We start from the raw sequence: 21800 nt of genomic DNA, 5'->3' as shown, positions 1-21800 counted from the left end.
GCAGTTAGTCTATAGGTTTTTGAGTTTGCTTCAGGATTAGAAATCCTAAACGCAAAATTAATAAACCAATTAGAAATCGTTAAGACATAATACGAGAAACTAATTTTTGTTTTGCAGCCTCATCATCTCCGCAAAGCCATTGAATAACATTGTCTTCCCAAATAGCATCACCTTCAGTCTCCGTTATGATTTTTCTGTCTATGGCTAAATCAATGATTTTACCAGGATAAGAAGATTGTTGTTCACTTTCCATTTCACCTAACGGATAAGGATCATCTAAGCCCATAATGACCTGTTTAGAACCTTGATTTCTTATTAATAATTCTAATCCGCCAGTATCATGTACTAGTGTATCAAAGAATATGTTTTTATGACCAACCGCTTTTCTAGGATGACTTTTGCCTTCAAATAAATCGGGGCGTCCATCAAATCCTTGAATACGTCTTCCTAAGTTAATCTGAGCTAATTGTCCGCCATGAGCAAAACAAGTACGCATATTTGGGTATTTATCTTGATAGCCATTTAAAGTTAAAAAATGATAAGCGTCTCCACATTGTGCTAACATCCAAATTAAATGAAAACGCCAAGACGTGTTTTCAAGTTTTATAAATTTCTCACCATCGTAAGGGTGAATTTCAATAGCCAAATTATATTTGTTAGCCATTTCAAAGATGGGTTCATTTTCTTCATCAAAAATACAGCGCCAAGTTCCAATAGAATCCATGTAATGTGTAGGTAAACACAAAAGTTGCATGCCTAAAACTTCTACGCAACGCTCAATTTCCCAACAAGCACTTCTTACAAAACCTGGATGAACGACAAAGCCACAAGTAAATTTACTAGGGTGATTATGTTGTATTTTGGCATTGAAATCATTCTGAAACCTCAAAGCTTGTTTCATTTCTTCAACCCTTAAACCATTTCCGTAAAGTTGCGATAAATTTAAGACAACAGCATGGTCTAGTTTATTGCGTTCCATCCATTCTAACTTTTCATCCAAGAAAAAACTAGAATCAGTAATCGGACGGTTCCAATCTTTTTGAAGCATAAACTTTCGGTCTTTATCCACCCAAAAAATTTCTTTATCTTTCATAAACTGAGGGATTTCTTCAGGATAGGGAAGTAGGTGTGAATGGCCGTTTATTCTAAGTTTGCGTTTACTCATCAATTTGTACTTTTTTAGGTGGCTCCATTATTTCTCTACAATTAGGACAGCTGCGTTTTTCCTTGTCATTGTAATAATGATCAAAAATTTTAGGCATATCCGTCTCTATATTTTTTACGGTAAAGTCCTCTTCATATAATTTTGTGGTGCAATTTTCACAGAACCATAATAACGCATCTTTTACACCTTCTTCTCTAGGATATTCAATAACCAAACCTACCGTGTTAGCACCACGCTGAGGTGAATGCGGAACTTTAGGTGGTAAAAGAAAAATTTCACCCTCTTTAATATGAATATCTTTAGGCACACCTTCATCAATAATTTTTAGGATAATATCACCCTCAATTTGATGAAAAAATTCTGGTGTCTCATTATAATGATAATCCTTTCTGCTGTTAGGACCACCAACCACCATAACAATATAGTCACCATCTTTCCAAACCACTTTATTCCCTACAGGTGGTTTTAATAAATGACGATTTTCGTTAATCCAGTTTTTAAAATTGATTGGTGGATATATTTTACTCATTATTTTATGTTTTTGGGCGTTACCCTGAAAAAGGGTCAGGCTTTACACTCTATCTTTTTTTGCCATATATGGCAGCAAAAAAAGGATGCCGTTGCAACCCTTAACGCAGATTCATCAATGCATTAAAATTAGTAATAAAAAATCAAAATTCTACTACACAAACTTGTTAGGTTTTTAAAACCTGACAGATTTTAAGGATTATAAAGATTTTGTTCTTCCTCCATCAACAGGAAGATTAATTCCGTTAATATAAGCAGCACGTTCACTCGCTAAAAATGTAATGGCATCCGCAAGTTCTTCTGGTTTTGCAAAACGTTTAGCTGGTACTGTGCTTTTCATAGCCGTAGCAGATTCTTCTTCTGTTTTACCAGATTTTGCTGCTTTGTTTTTAATAATCTCAGCAAGTCTATCGGTTCCTGTGGCACCAGGTAAAACATTGTTTACGGTAATACCAAATTGCCCTAATTCATTTGCTAGAGTTTTGCTCCAACTCGCAACAGCACCTCTTATGGTATTACTAACACCTAAACCGTCTAAAGGTTGTTTTACAGAAGTAGAAATTACATTGATTATTCTTCCATAACCTTCGGTTTTCATAAAAGGAACGACAGTTTGCGCTAAGACATGATTGCATTTTAAATGTTGCGTAAAAGCAGATTCAAATTCATTGATTTCTGCAGAAAAAATAGGTCCACCAGCTGGCCCGCCTGTGTTATTTACTAAAATATGAAACCCATGATTTTTGATAATATAATTAGAAACTTTTGCTTTTAAATCTTCTGGATTTAAAAAATCGGCAACAATGTAATCATACTGATTTTGTTTCGGTAATTCTGCTAATGTGGCCTTAAGTTTGTCTTCATTTCTAGCGACTAAAGTTACTTGAACACCTTCTGCAGCTAATGCCATAGCTGTTGCTTTTCCTATTCCTGCTGTACTTCCGCAAACTAATGCGTATTTATTGTTTAATTCTAGATTCATTTCTATCGATAGCCCTCATAAGAAATGAGGTTTTTTTATTAATATTTAATTTATTAAAAATGAATAATTACTCATTATTCAATAGGTCTTTTGCGGTATTAAAAAAACTATTACCTGTTTCTTTTATTGCTTTACTTGCTTCATTGATTGTTTTGCCACTTAGTTGGTTATCTATTTTTTTTGAGAGGTTATTTAATGTTTCAATCATTTCAAAAATTTCTTTTGTATGCTTAACATCATTCTCAATTAGTATTCTTTCCCAATCAATAGAAGATAGTATAGAGAAAATATATTTAGTAGCTATTTTACTTAAAAAATATTTATCATAAAAACCATTTAAGACTTTACCTGGTTCTCTGTTTTTTAAATACGTTATAGATTGATCAATGTTTTTTTTATCATTACTAGTTAGGAATGAGCTTGTTTTTAGTTTCTGTAATGCTATTATGGCTTTTTCATTTTCTTCATTTTTTAAATATAAATAAGTTTCAACAGACCATATAAGCTCATTGTCTACTCCTAATTTTTTAGAATCTGATAAGAAAATTTCAAAATCTTCAAGTGCTCTCTTTTCATCGATGGCTCTATCCATCATAAGTCTATCAAAGCCTCTAAACAAATGATTGATAGAATGAAAGCCTATATGAGTTTTCTTATTATCTAAGTTGCCCCATTTGAACATAGATCTTGTTAATGGCAGGTCTATATTTTTGTTAGCATCGAGCCAATTTATATTTCTAGTAATTTCATCTTCAGAAAGGTAAAAAAGTTTTTTTTCAAAAAATATAAAACCTCTAAAAAATTGAATTAATGTTTTAAATTCAGAATCGGGTAGAAATTTAGGTTCAGTTTTAGAGCATTCATATAGTGCTACTTCTTTTCCTAAATCTTTGCTTAATAAAACAATTGCGCTTAAAGCAGCATGTTCAAAAGCTTCTGCCTCCTTCTTTTTAATTCCTTTTAACCTTGGATGAACTTTTGATGTGTCACCATAAATTTCATTTATTGATTCAGCGAGCGTTGGGAATAGGTCTTCATCCGTTTCCATAATAAATGTTTCCATTTCCTTATAGTCTCGGTATATTGAAATATAGTCTAAAACAGATAACTCTTCATTTTTACTAACTTTTTCAACTTTTTGAAATGTATTATTTAAAGTAGATTTAAAATCGATAAAGTTTTCAGCATCTATTTCATCGCCTTCTAGAGAATAAAATGTAGAATCTTTTTTTGCAGATGCTCTAATTAAAATTTTACCAAATTTATAGCCCGCTACTTTTCCTGCATCCAGGTTTTCAACTAACATTTTTTTGTCTTTTTCTAAAAGTGCTTTATCTGTTTGATCATCGTTAGAACAATTGATTAAGATTAATAATAATAGGTAGGCTATTTTCTTCATTGATTGAAATTAGATTGTATTACTGAGAGAGATTTTGCATTACAAAAAGTATTAATATTTTATACAAACATTTTTAGGTTCCGTAAAAAAGCGCAATGCTTCAAATCCGCCTTCTCTGCCGATACCAGAAGCTTTTATACCTCCAAAAGGGGTTCTTAAATCACGAAGCATCCACGTGTTTACCCAAATAATTCCGGCTTGTAATTGGCTGCTTAGTTTCATAGTGCGTTTTAAATCATTCGTCCAAAGTGTAGCAGATAAACCATATTTTACTTTGTTAGCCATCGCTAAAACTTCTTCTTCGGTGTTAAATGGCATGATCGTTACTACGGGACCAAAAACTTCTTCTTGGTTGACGCGACATTCATCATTAATAACTTCGATGACTGTTGGCTCTAAATAGTAACCGTTTTCAAAACCTTTGACAACGACTTCATTTCCTCCACATAAAAGGGTTCCATTTTCTTCTTTAGCAATTGCGATATATTCTTTTACTTTTTTTAAATGTGATTTTGAAACTAAAGCTCCGATATTGGTGTCTTCATGTGAAGGATGACCGACTTTTAATGCGTTTACTTTTTTAACAAAATCGGTTTTGAATTTTTCATAAATAGACATTTCCACAAAAATACGACTGCCACATAAACAAATCTGACCTTGATTTGCAAATGATGAACGAACCGTTGTTGTTAACATGTCTTCATAATCGCAATCTGCAAAAATGATGTTAGGATTTTTTCCACCTAATTCTAAAGATAATTTTTTAAACATTGGTGCAGCAACTCTTGCAATATGTGCTCCTGTTGCTGTGCCTCCAGTAAAACTTATGGCTTTAATATCTTGATGTTCAATGATGGCTTGCCCTGTGGTGGATCCTAAACCGTGAACAATGTTTAAAACGCCTTTGGGTAAACCAGCTTCATTACAGATTTCGCCTAACAAATAAGCCGTCATCGGCGTGACTTCACTTGGCTTAGCAACAACACAGTTTCCTGCGGCGATTGCTGGTGCAATTTTCCATGTAAATAAGTAGAGTGGAAGATTCCATGGCGAAATACAGCCTACAACACCGATGGGTTGACGTAAGGTGTAATTTATGGCTTGTTGCCCAATAGATTCGTGACTTTCACTTGCAAATTGTGTGATGGCATTACCGAAGAATCTAAAGTTACTTGCAGCTCTTGGAATGTCTATTGCTTTTGCTAAACTTATAGGTTTGCCATTGTCTTTACTTTCCGCTTCTGCAAAACGGTCTATGTTCGCTTCTAGTAATTCTGAAATTTTTATAAGAATTCTGCTGCGTTCTTCTAATGTGGTTTGCGACCACAGCCTAAAGGCTGATTTGGCACTTTTATACGCTTCTTCTACGTCTTCTTTGGTTGAATTTGGAATTTGCCCATAGATTTCTCCGTTTGCTGGACAATAATTGTCTATCCATTCATTAGCCATGGGAAGTGTAAACTCTCCGTTGATGTAGTTTTTTATAGTTGCCAAAGGTTTTACGATTTATTCTGTTCTTTTGTTATTTCTAAAAGCGGAATGATTTAAGAATAGCATGATAAGATTCTTGCCTTCTCAGGAATGACAGTTATTGTTTCTTATAAGCCATTACCTTAATCTCAACCACCAAATCTGGATGTGGTAATTGGTGTACTGCAACCGTTGTTCTGGTTGGTCCTGTTTCTTTTTCAAAAAATTCTCCGTAGGCTTTGTTATAATCAGCGAAGTCGTTCATGTTGACTAAAAATGAAGTGACATCAACCACGTCTTTTAATGTTGCTCCAACCTTAGTTAAGTTCTTTTCTATGTTTTTTATGACTTCTTGTGTTTGTACATAAGCGTTTAAACGTTTTGTTCCCATGTCGTCTATGAGGTCAACGCCTGCAATGGTATTATCTGCACGTCTAGAACTTGTACCTGAGACGAAAATGAAATCGCCTACTTGTTTTACGTGTGGATAGGCTCCTCTTGGTGTTACGCCAGTTCCTGCGGAAGTAGGAACCTCATTTTTTGTATTACTCATTTTCTTCTTTATTGTTAATGTTCATTTTGTCTTGGAACAAAACGAACCAAAAATTCAAAACGATTTATCAGGAAATTGCTAAAGCACCATTCGCTTTCGAAGCTACATGCTTGAAGCTTCGCTTCGCAGTTCCGCTTCTTCGCTCATTATTTCTTAAAATCGTTGTTTCCGACTGCGTCGAAATTTGGGACATTAATTTTAACTTAATTTTGTTTTCTTCCCAAGTTATATTTTAAATTTTGCTTACTGCTTACTGCTTACTGCTTACTGCTTACTGCTTACTGCTTACTGCTTACTGCTTACTGCTTACTGCTTACTGCTCACTACAACCCAGCAATCCTATCGTCTTCTAAAATAGCTTCGGTTTCTTTTTTTACTTTTTCTAAAATATCTTTTAAATTATCTTCTACGGAAATAATTCCATCTGTAAGCATATTTAAAATCGCTTTGTCTTGGGCTCTTCCTCTTAGCATCGCTTCTCTATAGCCAACCGTTTCCTTGAAAGTTACTAAACTATATTTAGAATTGTATGCTGTTGGAAATTCTTTTTCGAGTGCCATTTCAATCTTGCGTTTTTCTTGAAAAATGGGATTTGATACGTGGCCTTTCATTTCGTGAAAATTGTCAATAGCTAAATCTGCAATGGCATCAGTATCTTTCTTTCTGTTTTTCTCGTAAGCTGTAAAAGTAGCTTCCCAATTTTCTAAATTTTGGTCTAAAACTTTATCGAATTCTACAACATCTTCAAAAGAGGCATTCATGCCTTGTCCATAAAAAGGAACAATAGCATGAGCAGAATCTCCCATGAGTAAAGTGTTGCCTTTATAATGCCAAGGGGAACATTTTACAGTTCCTAATGCTGCGGTTGGGTTTTCGAAAAAATCATCAACCAAATTGGGCATTATTTTTAAGGCATCTGGAAATTCTTTTTGGAAGAATTCTGTAACAAGCTCTGGGGTTGTTAAATTATTGAAATTGTATTCACCTTCAGCATAACTTAAAAATAGAGTAACGGTAAAACTACCGTCTAAATTTGGTAGTGCAATGAGCATAAAGCTGCTTCTTGGCCAGATGTGTAAAGCGTTTTTATAGGTTTTGTAATCACCAGTTTCTGTGGGTAGAATGCTTAATTCTTTATAACCATGAGTTAAATAATCTTGAGAGAAACTGAATAAGAATTTCTTTCCTAAATAATAACTTTTTCTAAGTGCAGAGCCAGCGCCATCTGTTGCGATAATGATATCTGCGTCTTCTGCAAATTCATCTTTAGAGTTATAATCTTGAAATAATGCTGCTGTGTTTTCAAAATCTACAGATTTACATTTCTTATTGAAGTGAATTTTTACATTTTCATGCTTTTCGGCTTCCGTTAAGAGTAGGGCATTAAGTTCTCCTCTAGAAATAGAGTTAATGTATTGGTGATCTCTTCCGCTGTAATTAGATAAAAACGTGTTCGATTCTTTATCGTGAATCATTCGGCCATTCATGGGGATACACAATTCTTTTACTTTGTCTTCTAAACCAACGAGTTTCATGGCTTTATTACCACGGTCAGAAAAAGCTAAGTTAATAGAACGACCTGCAGAAATATCTGTTGTTCTTAAATCGGGGCGCATTTCGTAAACGGTAACGTTGTAACCTCTTTGCCCTAATCTTAATGCGAGTAAACTTCCACAGAGTCCTGCTCCAATAATCAGTATGTTTTGTTGTTTGTTACTCATAATGTTTTTGTTATCTCTACAAAGGCAGAAATCAGTTTTATGGTTTCAAATTGTTGCTAATGCTATATTTGAAGTGTTGATATTTTAGAATTCAGATTAAACACTTGTCTTATTCAATATTTTTTTGATGTTCTGAATGTCTTCATACGAAGGTCTAAATCTATTTAAATTAATAATTTGCGTTTGACCTTTATGATTCTTGAATTGTAAATTATTGTTATTAGAATTGAATTCGAGACTAGAAAATACTTGATATTCTACATTCTTTATCAATTCATCTTTAATAATGACTACGATTCTTTTATTTGTAATTATTAAGTAATCATGCCCTAAGTTGTAGAAAAAAGAGAGGAATCCTAAAAAGTGATATTCTGAAAAACTCGTTTCTGATTTTTTTCTGATTTTTAAAAGTATGTTTTCATCTTTTATAATGGAAAATATTTTATTCATAAAAGTGCTTTCAATTTCTCTACCATTAAATACACATCTTCAAACGAATTATATAATGGTGTTGGTGCACAACGAATAACATCGGGCTCTCTCCAATCGCTAATGACTCCGGCTTCAGTTAATTTATTGTGTAAGGATTTATCTGCGTTTAAAACTTGGATGGATAGTTGGCAACCGCGTTCTTCAGGATTTTCGGGTGTGATGATTCTAATGGTATCTTCGCCTAGTTCTTTTAATAGAAACTCGAAATAACCAGTTAGTTTTTTTGATTTATCAATGAGTTTTTTAATTCCAATTTCATTAAACATATCTAAAGACGCTTTAATGGCAGCCATAGATAAAATGGGTGGATTACTTAATTGCCAACCTTCGGCACCTGGTAAAACATCAAATTCATGACGCATATTAAAACGCGTGTCTTTATTGTGGCTCCACCAACCCGTAAGTCTATTTAAGGTTTTGTCATAAGCATGACGCTCATGGACAAAGCAACCCGATAAACTTCCTGGACCAGAATTCATATATTTATAAGTACACCAAACCGCGAAATCTGCACCGGAATTATGTAAATCTAAATCTACATTTCCTGCGCCATGAGCACAATCAAAACCAACTTTACAGCCGTATTGATGTCCAAGGTTGGTAATGCGTTTAAAGTCGAAAAACTGGCCTGTGTAATAATTAACGCCACCAACCATCACTAAGGCAACTTCGTTTCCGTGTTTTTCTAAAATCGCTTCTAAATCTTCATAGCGTAATAATTCTTCTCCTTCTCTTGGTGACCATAAAATTAAACCTTCTTTATCATCGTAACCATGATGACGTAATTGGGATTCTACAGCATATTTATCTGAAGGGAACGCATCACTTTCAATAATTATTTTATGGCGCTCTTTGGTTGGCTTGTAAAATGAAGCCATCATGAAGTGAAGATTCGCAGTTAAGGAATTCATGGTTACCACTTCAATTGGTTTTGCACCAACTAATTTTGCAGTAGCTTCCGTTAAAAATTCATGATAAGGTAGCCAAGGGTTTTTAGCATCAGTATGCCCTTCGACACCTAAGTTGGCCCAATCGTCTAACTCTTGATTAATGTAAGCTTTTGTAGATTTAGGTTGTAAGCCTAAAGAGTTTCCACAGAGGTAAATGAGTTCATTGCCATTCTTATCTTTTGGGATATGAAATTGTTCTCTGTAGTGTGATAATTCGTCTAAATTGTCTTGTTGTTTAGCGTAGTCAAGATCTATTTTATAATTGGGCAAAGTGAGTAAGTTTTCGGTTGCTAACAAAAATAGCATAATTATATGATATTTTAATAATAGATTAAAGTATACGTTATCAGTTGATTAATTGTAAAGAAATACTAGTATAATTAATATTTTCTGATTAAATTTAGTGAAATCAATCAACTTATAGATGCTAAAGAAACTTTGGTCTTCTTACCACCAATGGTATATTACGTATAGTCGTTTTTCTAGAGAAAGTGGGCAAGATGAATTGTCTTATTTTAGAGATAAACTATTCGTTTCTATATTGATATTAATTCTCCCTCTAGGTTTAATGTCTTATGTGCCAAGTGCTATTACTGCTATTATTTTAGATAAATGGTATGTTTTTTGTGTAGATACTGTAGCTATTTCTGTAATTGCATTTTTATTTTTTAATAATAAAATGAGTTTGCAAACAAAGAAAAAAGTGTTCTCTGTTAATCTATTTCTATTAGGATTTGCTCTTATTTTATATATAGGACTAAAAAGTAGTAGTGGACTTATATTATTTATGCTTAGTATTTTGGTCACCTTGTTTAGTGGCCGAAAGGCGGGGATTAAAACTGTTGTTTTTATTGGGTTAGCGTACTTAACTATTATTGTAATATTTTATTTTAAGCTTTTTGATTTAAAAGTTTTTACAGGAGAACGACTTGAAGTCTTAATCATTATATGTGTTAATAACACTCTTTTTATTTTGATGACTGTATTTTCGGTTTCATTTTTAATACGCCATTTGTACGACGCTCTTTTAAAAGAAAATCATTTACAGAAAGAATTAGTGGAAAAACACAAAAATGTAATTATGGCTAAAGAAAAAGCAGAGGAAACCGATAAGTTAAAAACTGCATTTTTGGCTAATATGAGTCATGAGATTAGAACGCCAATGTACGGTATTCTTGGCTGTGCAGATCTATTAAAGTCTTATAATGTAGAGGATGAGGATTTTAAAGAATATATTAGTATTATAGAAAATAATGGCCAAGAGTTGTTAAACGCTATGACGGATATTATGAACATATCTAAAATAGAAACAGGCTTAATGAGTACAAATAAATCGACTTTTAATATTAGCGAAACGGTTGCGTCAATTCATCAATTATTTTTACCTGAAGCAAAATCTAAAAAGGTTCAGTTTGTTTTAAATAATTTTATTCCTAAAAAAGAATGTTACGTTAACTCAGATCTTGATAAGTTCAAAGTAGCATTAATGCATTTGGTAGAAAATGCAATAAAATACACGCCTGAAGGTGGTCATATTTCACTAAGTTGTCATTTAGATAGTGTTAAACCTCAAATACAATTTATGTTAAGAGATACAGGAATTGGTATTCCTGAAGACAAAATAGAGACCATCTTTAATCCTTTTTATCAAGTCGATGTCGCTAACAAAAATGCACTTCATGGCAGCGGCATCGGACTTTCTATATCTAAAGCTTACATTGAAATGCTAGGCGATAATTTAATCATAGAAAGTAAAGAAGGAGAAGGAACATCCTTTTTATTTAATATTGATATTGACTTAAATGAAAAAGCACCTCAATCTTAAAAGATGAGATGCTTTAAATATATATAGGCGCCAAAAGGCGGAAAATGTAAGCTATACGCTTTAAGTCGAAACTATCTGCGTGAAACTTACATTATAGGTTGTAAATGTAAGACCTTATTTTTTGGTGTCCAAAGTAATGCTCACATCTGTAAAATTAAGATTCCAGGTTGCACCTTCTTGTTTGTGATCTATAGCAATTTTGATACCATTAAAAATTTTAATATTTTCAAATGTCGTAGAAAGTGAAGGTGCTTCAGAATTTCCTTTTCTATAAGTCCATTCTTTAATGATGTAGTTGTCATCGTAATAAATATCATAAGCATCTCCTGGTGTATAACCACCATTATCAGAATAAGTAAGTGTCGTCATGTTTAATTCTGTTTTACTTATTGGAGCTTCCGATTTTTTTGGCTCACTTATATTTGCAGAGGTATCCCAAACCATTTGAAAAGGGATTAATAACCAAAATTTATCATTAATAAATGCTTTATCTATAGCAATCGTTGTGCTGTCTACTTGGCTTCTTATATAATTATAAGTCGTGTCGTTATCTCTTAAAAGGACTTTGTCTTCTTTAGGAAACCAGGTCCAAGTTCTTCCTTTTCCTTTAAGAGTATCTTTATCTACTTGGAATGTGAAACTTACCTTTGAAACATTTTTCCAATTTTCAAAACCATGGGCATTGGCAATTTTTTCTGCTAATGCTATTTCTTTCTTAGTTTCTACTGCAATTTCTTCCTTGTTATCGGATTTGCAACTTGAAACAAGCATTAAACATATTAAGCCAAGATAAAATGATTTCATAGTAAAAGTGATTTTTATTCAATACAAAATTAATCAACGATGTATAATGAGACTAATTATTTTGAAGTAAAAAAGGGATTACTTGCTAAAAGAATCTCTTATTAAAGCTCTTTATTTATTATTGCTTTATTCTGATTTATTCTCTACGTAATGTTGAAATATGTAATTCAATACAATAAATATTGAAATATATTTATTCTTTATTACTAATGAGATTTGTTCGGTATTAGAAGTGCTATTCCTCAAATTTCCGTTGTAGTTTTGTAGCCTTAAGTTATAATTAGTTTATGATGGAAAATTTCAAAGACTTATGAGTTTAGAATCATTAAGTGAGGTGAATTCTTCAGTTAGCACAAATAAAAAAGGCTGGAGAAAAATACTAGCTTTCATAGGGCCAGCATACCTTATAAGTGTAGGGTATATGGATCCAGGAAATTGGGCTACCGATATTGCAGCAGGTTCTCAATTTGGCTATAAATTAATTTGGGTGCTTTTAATGTCTAACCTTATAGCCCTTTTATTACAGTCTTTAAGTGCTAGATTAGGAATTGTAAAAGGACTTGATCTTGCACAAGCTTCTAGAAATGCCTATCCTAGTTGGGCTAATATACCTTTATATATTTTGGCTGAAATTGCTATTGCAGCATGCGATTTAGCTGAAATTATTGGTATGGCCATTGGGTTAAATTTACTTTTTGGTCTTCCTCTAATATGGGGAATAAGTCTAACCGCTCTAGATACTGTTTTACTTTTATACTTGCTAAAAAAAGGAATGCGGACTATGGAGGTATTTATCGTTTGTCTTGTTTTTATCATAGGAGCATCTTTTGTGGTTGAAATGCTAATTACGGGGCCTGTTTATACGGATGTGGTAAAAGGACTTATGCCTACGGGTTTATCTGATGACGCACTTTATATTGGTATTGGGATTATTGGTGCAACTGTAATGCCTCATAATTTGTATTTACACTCTTCATTAGTACAAACAAGAAAGATTGACCGAACTTTTAAAGGGATAACAAAAGCTATTAGATATAATTTTATAGATACTACAATAGCTTTAAATCTCGCTTTTTTTGTGAATGCCGCTATTTTAGTTTTAGCAGGATCTGCATTTTATGTTAATGGATACTATAACATTGCAGAAATCCAAGATGCGTCTAAATTATTGGAGAATCTTTTTGGAAGTGTAGCTCCAGCTTTTTTTGCGATTGCTTTAATTGCAGCAGGGCAAAGTTCAACGATTACTGGTACACTAGCGGGGCAAATTGTTATGGAAGGGCATTTAAATCTTCGTATAAAGCCGTGGTTAAGGCGTTTAATAACGCGCTTATTGGCTATAATCCCAGCGTTGTTTACCATATTATATTTTGGTGAATCTGCTTTAGGAAACCTTTTAGTATTGAGTCAGGTTGTTTTAAGTTTACAATTGGGGTTTGCTATTATTCCTCTCATTCATTTTAATTCAGATAAAAAAATGATGAAGGAATTTGCAATAAAATTATGGGTTAAAATTTTAGCTTGGATTAGTACGGCCATTATTGTATATCTTAATATTAGTTTGGTTGTTACGGAAATTAAAGGATGGATAAGTGAAGCATCACCTAATAAGGTTATTTTAATTTATGCTCTTGTGATACCTATTACTTTGGCTGCTATAGCGTTGTTAATTTATGTATTTATACATCCGTTTTTAAAGTCGAAATCAAATAATGAACCAGAATTACCTTTAGGAGATGGTTAATGAATCAATATGCAAAACCTCAAACCTATTAAAATTGGAATATTAAATCCAGTAATAAGTGTTGAGATTGAATAACTCTTAGAGAAGTAAAACAGTAAGACCTATAATGTTGAAATAACGTTATAGGTCTTTTGCTATATACTAATGTTTTAAATCACTTTTTAATAACTCAGGAAATTTAGCCTTAAACTTGTTTAGTCTCGGAATAGAAACCCCTTGAATATAACCTTGATTAGGATGAAGACGTTCATAGTTTTGGTGATAATCTTCAGCGATCCAAAATTTTTGAAAAGGATAAACTTCAGCGGCAATTACAGCATCTAATTCTTTTGCTAAAGCAGCTTTCTTATCTTCGATAATTTTCTTTTGCTCGTTATTTTGGTAAAATATAATAGAACGGTATTGAGACCCATGATCTGGTCCTTGTCCATTAACTTGCGTTGGAATTTGAGAACCAAAATACACGTCAACTAGTTCTTTAAAACTTATAATCTCTGGATCGTAAATAATCTCTACGGCTTCTGCATGTCCTGTTTTACCTGTATTGCTAGCTTCGTACGTAGGATTTTTTGAAAATCCACCAGAATAACCTGATATAGATTCGTCAACACCTTTTACACTTTCAAAAATAGCTTCAACGCACCAAAAACATCCGCTTGCAAAATAAGCTTTGGCTTTTCCGTCTTTTAAAGGAACAGTTACAGGTTCTGCATCTATAACAGCTTGTTGTTTCGGGTTTACTTGTGCCTGATTATGGCAACTAAATAATAAGGCAATGGTTAAAACAGATAGTAACTTTTTCATCTTTTAATTTTTCTTTTTTAGTCGGGTTAAGTTATAAAACCTTAATCTCAATTATTGTAAAATAATGTTAAGAACAATGTTCTACTTTTAAGTCACAAAAAAAAGCCTTTGCTAATGCAAAGGCTTTTTTTATATAAAGTATTGAAAAACTACTTGCTAAGTTTAGCGAATAATTTGTTCATTTTTATTTTTTCTTCTTCAGCTAATTCAGCATCAACTAAGATACGTCCACTATGCTCATCAGTAATTACTTTTTTACGAGAAGCAATCTCTACTTGAATTTGTGGTGGAATTGTAAAGAAAGAACCTCCAGAAGCACCACGCTCAATAGCAACAACAGCTAAACCATTTTTAACGTTGTTTCTAATTCTTTGGTAAGCCTTAACTAAACGGTCATCAATTTTCTTTTGAAAATCTTCAGACTTTCCTTTTAAAGCATCTTCTTCTTTTTCAGTTTCCTTTAAGATTTCGTTAAGTTCACCTTTTTTATGCTTTAAGTGTGCTACACGATCCTTTAAACGATCTTTAGTTCCAGAAATAACTTCTTTTTTCTGCTCTATCTGAACTTTGAATTCTTTAATGTTTTTTTCAGCCAATTGAATCTCTAATTCTTGAAATTCAATTTCTTTTGTCAATGAGTTATATTCTCTGTTATTTCTAACATTCTTTTGTTGCTCAGTGTATTTTTTAATTAAAGTTTTTGCTTCTTCAATTAAGTTTTTCTTTCCTTTAATGTCTTCATCAATAATAGTTAAGCTATCATTTAGCTTATCCATTCTTAAGTTAAGTCCTTCAACTTCGTCTTCTAAATCTCTCACTTCTAAAGGAAGCTCACCTCTGACATTTCTTATTTCATCTACTCTAGAGTCAATTAATTGTAAATCATATAGTGCTCTTAATCGCTCTTCAACAGAAACTTCAGCTTTCTTTGCCATAATTATAAATACTTTATCGGATTTGTATTTGTCTTTGATAAAATGATGGCAAAATTAGTGATTTTTTTCGACAGATAGTCTACTAAAAACGATTTTGTGAACTGTTCGCTTTCGTAATGACCAATATCGGCTAAAATAATATCGTTTTCGGCACTAAAAAAATCATGATATTTTAAGTCTGCAGTAATGAAAAGGTCAGCATTCATAGCTTTTGCAGCCGGAATTGCAAAACTGCCTGATCCGCCTAAAACAGCGATTTTTTTTATAGGTTTGCTTAATGATTTAGAATGTTTAATACATTCTGTATTCATTCTAGTTTTAATGAAATTAAGACAATCTTTGGTTTCTAAAGCTGTTTCGAGCTCACCTATCATACCTATACCTATATGTTGATTGGTGTTTTCTAAGGTTGTAATTTCATAAGCGACTTCTTCATAAGGATGCATTTCAAAAAGTGTCTTTAAAATACTAGACTCAAGATGTTTTGTGTAAGTTATAGAAATGGCGATCTCTTTTTCTGTATGGAACTCACCTTTTTTACCAATTACAGGATTTGAATTTTCGTTACCTAAATAAGTGCCTTCACCTTCAACATTAAAACTACAGGATTCGTAATTGCCAATACTTCCAGCTCCAACTTCAAATAAAGCTATTCTTAATGCTTCTGCATTTTCTTTTGGAACATAAGTTTGCAGTTTTTTAATCGTGCCTGTTTGTGGGATTAAAACTTTTTTACTCAATAAGCCTAATTGGTCACAAATGATAGAATTAACACCTTGAAAAGCATTATCTAAAGCCGTGTGAATTGAAAATATGGCGATGTTATTTTTAATCGCTTTAATTACAACACGCTCTACATAAGTTTTTCCGGTGAGTTTTTTTAAACCTTTAAAAATAATAGGGTGGAAGCTTACTATAAGGTTACACTTGTTTTCAATAGCCTCATCTACAACTTCTTCAAGTGTGTCTAATGTAACAAGGATACCTGTAACGCTTTCATTTTTATCACCAACTAAAAGACCTACGTTATCAAAATCTTCAGCATAAGCTAAAGGAGCTAAGTTGTGTAAGTGATTAATGACGTCTTGTATAATCATAAGTGTATATTTGTTTTCAAAAATAATATAATTTAGCCGTCGTGAAGTTTATCCGCATCATATTGTTTCCTATAGTACCAATTTATTACCTCATTACTTGGTTTCGGAATTGGTTGTTTGATGTTGGATTAAAAACGTCTAAATCTTATGATTTTCCTGTGATTTGCGTCGGTAACCTTAGTACAGGTGGTACTGGGAAAACGCCGATGATAGAGTATTTAATTCGATTGTTAAAGGATGAAAAAGAATTAGCAACCTTAAGTCGAGGCTATAAGCGTAAAACAGAAGGTTTTGTATTAGCCGATGAAAGAGCCACTGCAGATACTATTGGAGATGAACCTTTTCAGTTCCATAGAAAGTTTAACGATGTAATTGTAGCCGTAGATGCTAATCGGCAGAATGGTATTGAGCAATTGAGAACATTAGATGTAAAACCTGACGTTGTATTATTAGATGATGCTTATCAGCACAGAAAAGTAGAAGCAGGGTTTAATGTGCTTTTAACAGCTTATAATAATTTATACTATAAAGACATCGTTCTGCCTACAGGAAATTTGCGAGAACCGCGATCTGCCGCTAATCGTGCAGATTTAATTGTGGTGACTAAATGTGATAAAGGGATTACAGCGCTAGAGAAACAAGAGATAACTTCAAGATTAAAATTAAGTAGAAATCAGCAATTGTTTTTTAGTTATATCGATTATGCACCTCAAGTGAAATCTGAATTTGAAGCATTAGAATTATCTGCGTTACCAAAATTTACGTTGGTTACAGGTATTGCTAACGCTAAACCTTTGGTTGATTTTTTAACAGAAAAAGAATTAGAGTTTGATCATTTGGAATTTAATGATCATTATGATTTTAAAGCTTCTGATATTAATAACCTAGAATCAAAAGGACTGGTGATTACAACTGAGAAAGATTACGTGAGGTTAAAGGATTATAAAAGTTTAAATGGCAAATTATACTATTTACCTATTGAAATAAAAATAGATAGGTCTGCTCAATTTAATGCAGCAGTACAGCAGTTTGTTAACTAAAGAAGCTGGAGACAATTTTTTCTCCAGTAAGAGCGGCATGTAACTTGTCTTCAAAGTCATCTTGCTTAAATGGTTTAGATATAATATCGTCAAAACCAGCATCACCAAATTCGTGCATTTTATCTTCGAGAGTTACCGCAGTTAAAGCAAATATGGTTATTTTTTTATCAAATGCTCTAATCATTTTAGTAGCTTCTAATCCACTAATTCCAGGCATATGTATATCCATTAAAACAATATCATAATTCGTTGTTTTTACAATTTCTACAGCATCTTCACCATTATCAACGACATCGCAATTGAGGTTCATTTTATTAAGGATCTTCTTAGTAATCATTTGATTAATCTTGTTATCTTCTACAATAAGAATTTTAACATTGCTTAAATCTAAACTTTCCATTTTATTTGCTTTTATAACTTCTACAACTTCAGTTTTGTCTACATTTTTATCATACTCCAAAGGAATTTCAAAAAAGAATGTTGTGCCTTTTCCAAGTTCACTCTTCAAGTAAATTTTTCCTTTAAGGATCTGAATAAGTCCTTTAACAATCGATAAACCTAAACCTGTTCCGCCATATTTTCTATTAATTTGTACCGAACCCTGAGAGAAACTCTCAAACATGTGATTCTGCTTTTCTTTTGTAATACCTATACCATTATCTTCGATTTCAAAACGAAGATAATAAATGTTATCTTTTTTGTCAATTTTGTACGTCCTTACCCAAATATCTCCATCTTTCGTGAATTTAATAGCATTACCAAGTAGATTGATTAAAATTTGAGAGATTTTTAATTGATCTCCTATAAATGTTTCAGGTATACCATTTTCATATTCAAAATGAATTTTTGTATCCTGGTTGTTTGCAGAGTTGCTAAGTGCTGAGATTACATTTTCTAATTTATTTCTTAAATTAAAGTGCTCTGGATCTACTTCAACTTTATTGGCTTCAATTTTATTTATTTGAAGAATATCGTTAATGAAAGTAAGTAAATAATCTCCAGAGAATTTTAAAGACTTTAAATGAGATAATTGATGCGGTTTAGGGTCTTCATCTAACAACATATTGGTAAGACCTGTTACAGCGTATAATGGTGTCCTTAACTCGTGGGTAACTGTAGATAAAAAGTTTGCTTTTGTTTTTGATGCTAACTCGGCTTTTTCTTTAGCAAGAATAAGTTCGTCATTTTTTTTATGAAGCATTGTGTTGGTGTTCAGTCTTATATTGTTGTTTTTATACAATGATAAGGTGAGTAATGAGAGTATTGTAATTAAAGCAATACTCAGTATCGTTGTAATTCTTATAAAGGCACTTTCTGCACTTACTTCATCAATCTGAGCTTTTAGCTGTGCGTTTTGTGCTTCTTTATAATTATTAATTGATTCACCAGAGGCTTCAATATCTAAGTTTTCCCTAGTTACATTTAAAATAGAGTCTGATAAGTGAATATGTTTTTTAATGTATAAATGAGAATTTTTATAATCTTCATTTTTTTCGTGAATATCACTTAAAGTTAAATAAGCTTCATTTTTATCTTGAATGATATTGTTGTCTTGCGCTATTTCCAAACCTTCTTCAACTTGAGATAATGCTATTTTAGTATTTCCTAAAGCTAAATAAACTTTTGCGCTATATATTAAAGCAGCACTTAGACGATTTAATTGATTGTATTTTTTTGCTAAAATAATAGTCTTTTCTAAGTTGAATTTTGCTTCTTCTAATCGGTTTTGTTGAATATATATTTTTGCTTCATTTAATAAAACATCTGAAGTGTACTCCTCTAAATTTTCTTGTTCAAAGAGGCCTTTAGCAGAGTTAAAATATTCTAAAGCATCTTCATATTCATTCTGTGTGCTATGCATTACACCTTTTATATTATAGGCAATTGCTAGGTTGCCATAATCATCGATGTCTCGTTGAATCTGCATGGCTTTTTTTATAGAAACGTCGGCTTTATCTTTTTCCCCAACTAAGAATTGAATTTTTGATATTTTAGTGTAAATTTTACCTAAGTTAGATTGGTCTTCAATTTTTAAGGCAATACTTAACGCTTCATCTAAGTTTTCTAAAGCGTTATGATATTTACCACGATCACTATCTGACTTTGCTTGATTGATACGTTCGAGAAGTCTAAGGGAGAGCATCTCATTATCTATTACACCTTCTTGTTGTCCGTAACTGATTATGCAGTAAAAGGTTAGTGTGATAAATAGGCAATGTTTGATAAGAGACATTCAGCTCGGTTTAATTTAAACAAATATAATTATTTATTCGGCAAAAGTTATTTTTTGTCCGATTAATCGCTAATCAAGTCCAAAATTCTTGAACTATAGCCCGTCTCATTATCATACCAGCCTACTATTTTTACCATGTTGCCAATAACAGAGGTCATTTGAGCATCAAAAATACAAGAGTGGGAATTTCCAACAATATCAATAGATACTATGGGGTCTTCTGTGTATTCAAGAATGCCTTTTAAATGATTTTTTGCAGCATTTTTAAAAATTGAATTTACTTCTGCAATAGACGTTGGTTTTTCAACATTAATTGTAATATCTGTTAAAGAGCCATTTGCAACGGGAACTCTAATACCACAACCACCAATTACGTCGGATAGGTCAGGAAAAATTTTTGTCAATGCTTTTGCTGCTCCTGTTGTTGTAGGTACTATGGATTGGCCTGCTGCTCTTGCCCGTCTTAAATCTTTATGAGGTTGGTCATGTAAGCTTTGATCTGTAGTATATGAGTGAATGGTTGTTATATAGGCTTGCTTTATACCAAGATGTTCTTTTATTAAGGCGATCATTGGTGCTGCATTATTGGTCGTACAAGATGCATTAGATAAAATAGTTTCTGTACCATCTATAGTATCATCATTAACCCCTATAACAATTGTTTTTATATCATCTTCAAGCGCAGGCACAGATAAAATAACACGTTTTGCTCCGTTTGAAATATGATGTTGTAATTCTGATTTCGTTTTAAATTTACCTGTAGATTCAATAACAAAATCTGGAGATACTGTAGACCAATCTAAATCTTTAGGGTGTGATTTACGGTATAACGGAATTGCAGTATTGTTTACTATTATATGCTTTTCATCGAATGAAATTTCATCTTTTAAAACTCCGTGAATACTATCATATTTAAGAAGATGACTTAAGGTTCTAGTATCTGCTAAATCATTAATAGCTACAATTTGAATTTGAGGATGATTTAAAGCCAACCTAAATACACGACGGCCTATTCTTCCAAAACCATTAATCGCTACAGTAATCATTAATTAATGTGTTTTTGAGCCTTGTAAGATGATCTAACCAATGCGCTACTCTCAACGTGTCTAAATCCTAATTCTAAACCAATTTCTTCGTATTCTTTAAATTGATCGGGATTGATGAAAGATTTTACAGGTAAATGCTTTTTACTTGGTTGCAAATATTGCCCAATAGTAACAACGTCTACATCATTATTTCGTAAATCGTGAAGCGTCTGTATCACTTCTTCTCGTTCTTCACCAAGACCTAACATTATGCCAGATTTAGTTCTGCGCTGTCCTTGAGATTTTAAATATTTTAAAACCCCTAAACTACGATCGTATTTTGCCTGTATTCTTACATCACGTGTTAAGCGTCTTACAGTTTCAATATTATGAGAAACAACTTCAGGTGCTACATCAATGATACGATCAATATGTTTTTCTAGACCTTGAAAATCTGGAATAAGTGTTTCTAAAGTCGTTTCTGGGTTCATGCGGCGAACAGCTTTTACTGTTTCTGCCCACATAATGCTTCCCATATCTTTAAGGTCATCACGGTCTACACTAGTTAAAACGGCATGCTTAATTTGCATCAATTTTATAGAACGTGCAACTTTTTCAGGTTCATCCCAATCTACAGTTTCTGGTCGTCCTGTTTTAACACCACAAAAACCACAAGACCTTGTACATACATTACCTAAAATCATAAACGTAGCAGTACCTTCTCCCCAACATTCTCCCATGTTAGGACAACTTCCTGATGTACAAATAGTATTTAATTTATACTTATCAACTAGCGATCTAAGTTCCGTATATTTTTTACCTGTAGGTAATTTTACTCTTAACCATTTAGGTTTTCTTTCTGGTAAAATATTTGAAGCAACTGTAGTTTCCATGCAATTATCAATTTCTTAGAACAAAGATACAAAGTAAATACTAAAATACTTTATAGTATAAAGGGACTATAGTCTTAACTTTATTGTATTGCATATGATTTTAATTGTAAAAGAATTTGAAATAATCTCGCCTTAAAATT

At 32.5% G+C, this 21800-nt stretch carries 18 protein-coding genes and 1 pseudogene; 3 read left to right on the top strand and 16 right to left on the bottom strand.

Going from position 1 to position 21800, the window contains the following annotated elements:
- Window positions 1-79 precede the first annotated feature (79 nt).
- From HM985_RS01175 to kynU, 9 genes are all read right to left on the bottom strand, one after another.
- Window positions 80-1165: an amidohydrolase family protein gene (locus HM985_RS01175; RefSeq protein WP_173587307.1), complete on the bottom strand. Its 1086-nt coding sequence runs from the start codon at window positions 1163-1165 to the stop codon at window positions 80-82.
- Entirely contained in the window at window positions 1158-1694 is a 537-nt protein-coding gene (locus HM985_RS01170; protein ID WP_179374475.1) for a 3-hydroxyanthranilate 3,4-dioxygenase, read from the bottom strand. Before HM985_RS01170 ends, HM985_RS01175 begins: the two co-directional genes overlap by 8 nt.
- 198 nt (window positions 1695-1892) lie before the next feature.
- Window positions 1893-2675 carry an SDR family oxidoreductase gene (locus tag HM985_RS01165; protein ID WP_179374474.1) on the bottom strand — a complete coding sequence of 261 codons (783 nt, stop codon included), beginning with the start codon at window positions 2673-2675 and terminating at the stop codon, window positions 1893-1895.
- Between the two features lie 67 nt (window positions 2676-2742).
- Window positions 2743-4074 carry a short-chain dehydrogenase gene (locus HM985_RS01160; protein ID WP_179317296.1) on the bottom strand — a complete coding sequence of 444 codons (1332 nt, stop codon included), beginning with the start codon at window positions 4072-4074 and terminating at the stop codon, window positions 2743-2745.
- Window positions 4075-4125: 51 nt separating this feature from the next.
- Window positions 4126-5523 carry an aldehyde dehydrogenase gene (locus HM985_RS01155; RefSeq protein WP_179374935.1) on the bottom strand — a complete coding sequence of 466 codons (1398 nt, stop codon included), beginning with the start codon at window positions 5521-5523 and terminating at the stop codon, window positions 4126-4128.
- A gap of 139 nt (window positions 5524-5662) precedes the next feature.
- Window positions 5663-6097 (bottom strand): RidA family protein, encoded by a 435-nt coding sequence (locus tag HM985_RS01150; protein WP_179374473.1) that lies wholly within the window; start codon window positions 6095-6097, stop codon window positions 5663-5665.
- Between the two features lie 323 nt (window positions 6098-6420).
- A complete protein-coding gene (locus HM985_RS01145; protein ID WP_179374472.1) occupies window positions 6421-7818 on the bottom strand; it encodes an FAD-dependent oxidoreductase in 1398 nt (465 codons plus the stop codon).
- A gap of 96 nt (window positions 7819-7914) precedes the next feature.
- Window positions 7915-8268, bottom strand: coding sequence for a hypothetical protein (locus HM985_RS01140; protein ID WP_179374471.1), 354 nt, complete (start codon window positions 8266-8268; stop codon window positions 7915-7917).
- Window positions 8265-9566, bottom strand: a complete 1302-nt coding sequence (gene kynU, locus HM985_RS01135) for a kynureninase (RefSeq protein ID WP_246284885.1) — start codon at window positions 9564-9566, stop codon at window positions 8265-8267. Before kynU ends, HM985_RS01140 begins: the two co-directional genes overlap by 4 nt.
- 118 nt (window positions 9567-9684) lie before the next feature.
- Here kynU and HM985_RS01130 point away from each other — a divergent pair, with 118 nt between their 5' ends.
- Window positions 9685-11085 (top strand): sensor histidine kinase, encoded by a 1401-nt coding sequence (locus HM985_RS01130; RefSeq protein ID WP_179374470.1) that lies wholly within the window; start codon window positions 9685-9687, stop codon window positions 11083-11085.
- Window positions 11086-11199: 114 nt separating this feature from the next.
- On the opposite strand, the gene HM985_RS01125 is transcribed toward HM985_RS01130, so the two are convergent.
- Window positions 11200-11889, bottom strand: coding sequence for a hypothetical protein (locus HM985_RS01125; protein ID WP_179374469.1), 690 nt, complete (start codon window positions 11887-11889; stop codon window positions 11200-11202).
- Between the two features lie 310 nt (window positions 11890-12199).
- On the opposite strand from HM985_RS01125, the pseudogene HM985_RS01120 reads away from it, so the two are divergent.
- Window positions 12200-13603, top strand: a pseudogene (locus HM985_RS01120) (Nramp family divalent metal transporter); the annotation flags it as partial.
- Window positions 13604-13774: 171 nt separating this feature from the next.
- Here HM985_RS01120 and msrA read toward each other — a convergent pair.
- The 3 genes from msrA to HM985_RS01105 all read right to left on the bottom strand — a co-directional run bounded on the left by msrA (window position 13775) and on the right by HM985_RS01105 (window position 16469).
- Complete coding sequence (gene msrA / locus HM985_RS01115; RefSeq protein WP_179374467.1) at window positions 13775-14437, bottom strand: peptide-methionine (S)-S-oxide reductase MsrA; 663 nt, start codon at window positions 14435-14437, stop codon at window positions 13775-13777.
- Between the two features lie 149 nt (window positions 14438-14586).
- Complete coding sequence (locus HM985_RS01110; RefSeq protein ID WP_179374466.1) at window positions 14587-15372, bottom strand: zinc ribbon domain-containing protein; 786 nt, start codon at window positions 15370-15372, stop codon at window positions 14587-14589.
- A gap of 2 nt (window positions 15373-15374) precedes the next feature.
- Window positions 15375-16469 carry a Nif3-like dinuclear metal center hexameric protein gene (locus HM985_RS01105; RefSeq protein ID WP_179374465.1) on the bottom strand — a complete coding sequence of 365 codons (1095 nt, stop codon included), beginning with the start codon at window positions 16467-16469 and terminating at the stop codon, window positions 15375-15377.
- 41 nt (window positions 16470-16510) lie between these two features.
- Between HM985_RS01105 and lpxK the strand changes: the two genes are divergently transcribed.
- Entirely contained in the window at window positions 16511-17509 is a 999-nt protein-coding gene (gene lpxK, locus HM985_RS01100; protein ID WP_179374464.1) for a tetraacyldisaccharide 4'-kinase, read from the top strand.
- On the opposite strand, the gene HM985_RS01095 is transcribed toward lpxK, so the two are convergent.
- The 3 genes from HM985_RS01095 to lipA all read right to left on the bottom strand — a co-directional run bounded on the left by HM985_RS01095 (window position 17502) and on the right by lipA (window position 21660).
- Window positions 17502-19742 carry an ATP-binding protein gene (locus HM985_RS01095; RefSeq protein ID WP_246284877.1) on the bottom strand — a complete coding sequence of 747 codons (2241 nt, stop codon included), beginning with the start codon at window positions 19740-19742 and terminating at the stop codon, window positions 17502-17504. The genes lpxK and HM985_RS01095 overlap by 8 nt on opposite strands.
- 62 nt (window positions 19743-19804) lie before the next feature.
- A complete protein-coding gene (gene gap, locus HM985_RS01090; RefSeq protein ID WP_179374463.1) occupies window positions 19805-20788 on the bottom strand; it encodes a type I glyceraldehyde-3-phosphate dehydrogenase in 984 nt (327 codons plus the stop codon).
- The gene (gene lipA, locus HM985_RS01085; protein WP_179374462.1) at window positions 20788-21660 is read right to left on the bottom strand and encodes a lipoyl synthase; all 873 of its coding nucleotides are present in this window, start codon (window positions 21658-21660) and stop codon (window positions 20788-20790) included. The genes gap and lipA overlap by 1 nt, the downstream gene beginning before the upstream one ends.
- Between the last annotated feature and the right edge of the window lie 140 nt (window positions 21661-21800).

This window comes from Winogradskyella wichelsiae (assembly GCF_013403925.1).
GTDB classification, from domain to species: domain Bacteria; phylum Bacteroidota; class Bacteroidia; order Flavobacteriales; family Flavobacteriaceae; genus Winogradskyella; species Winogradskyella wichelsiae.
The sequence above is the reverse complement of the archived record's forward strand: the minus strand, read 5'-3'. Positions and strand labels throughout refer to the sequence as shown.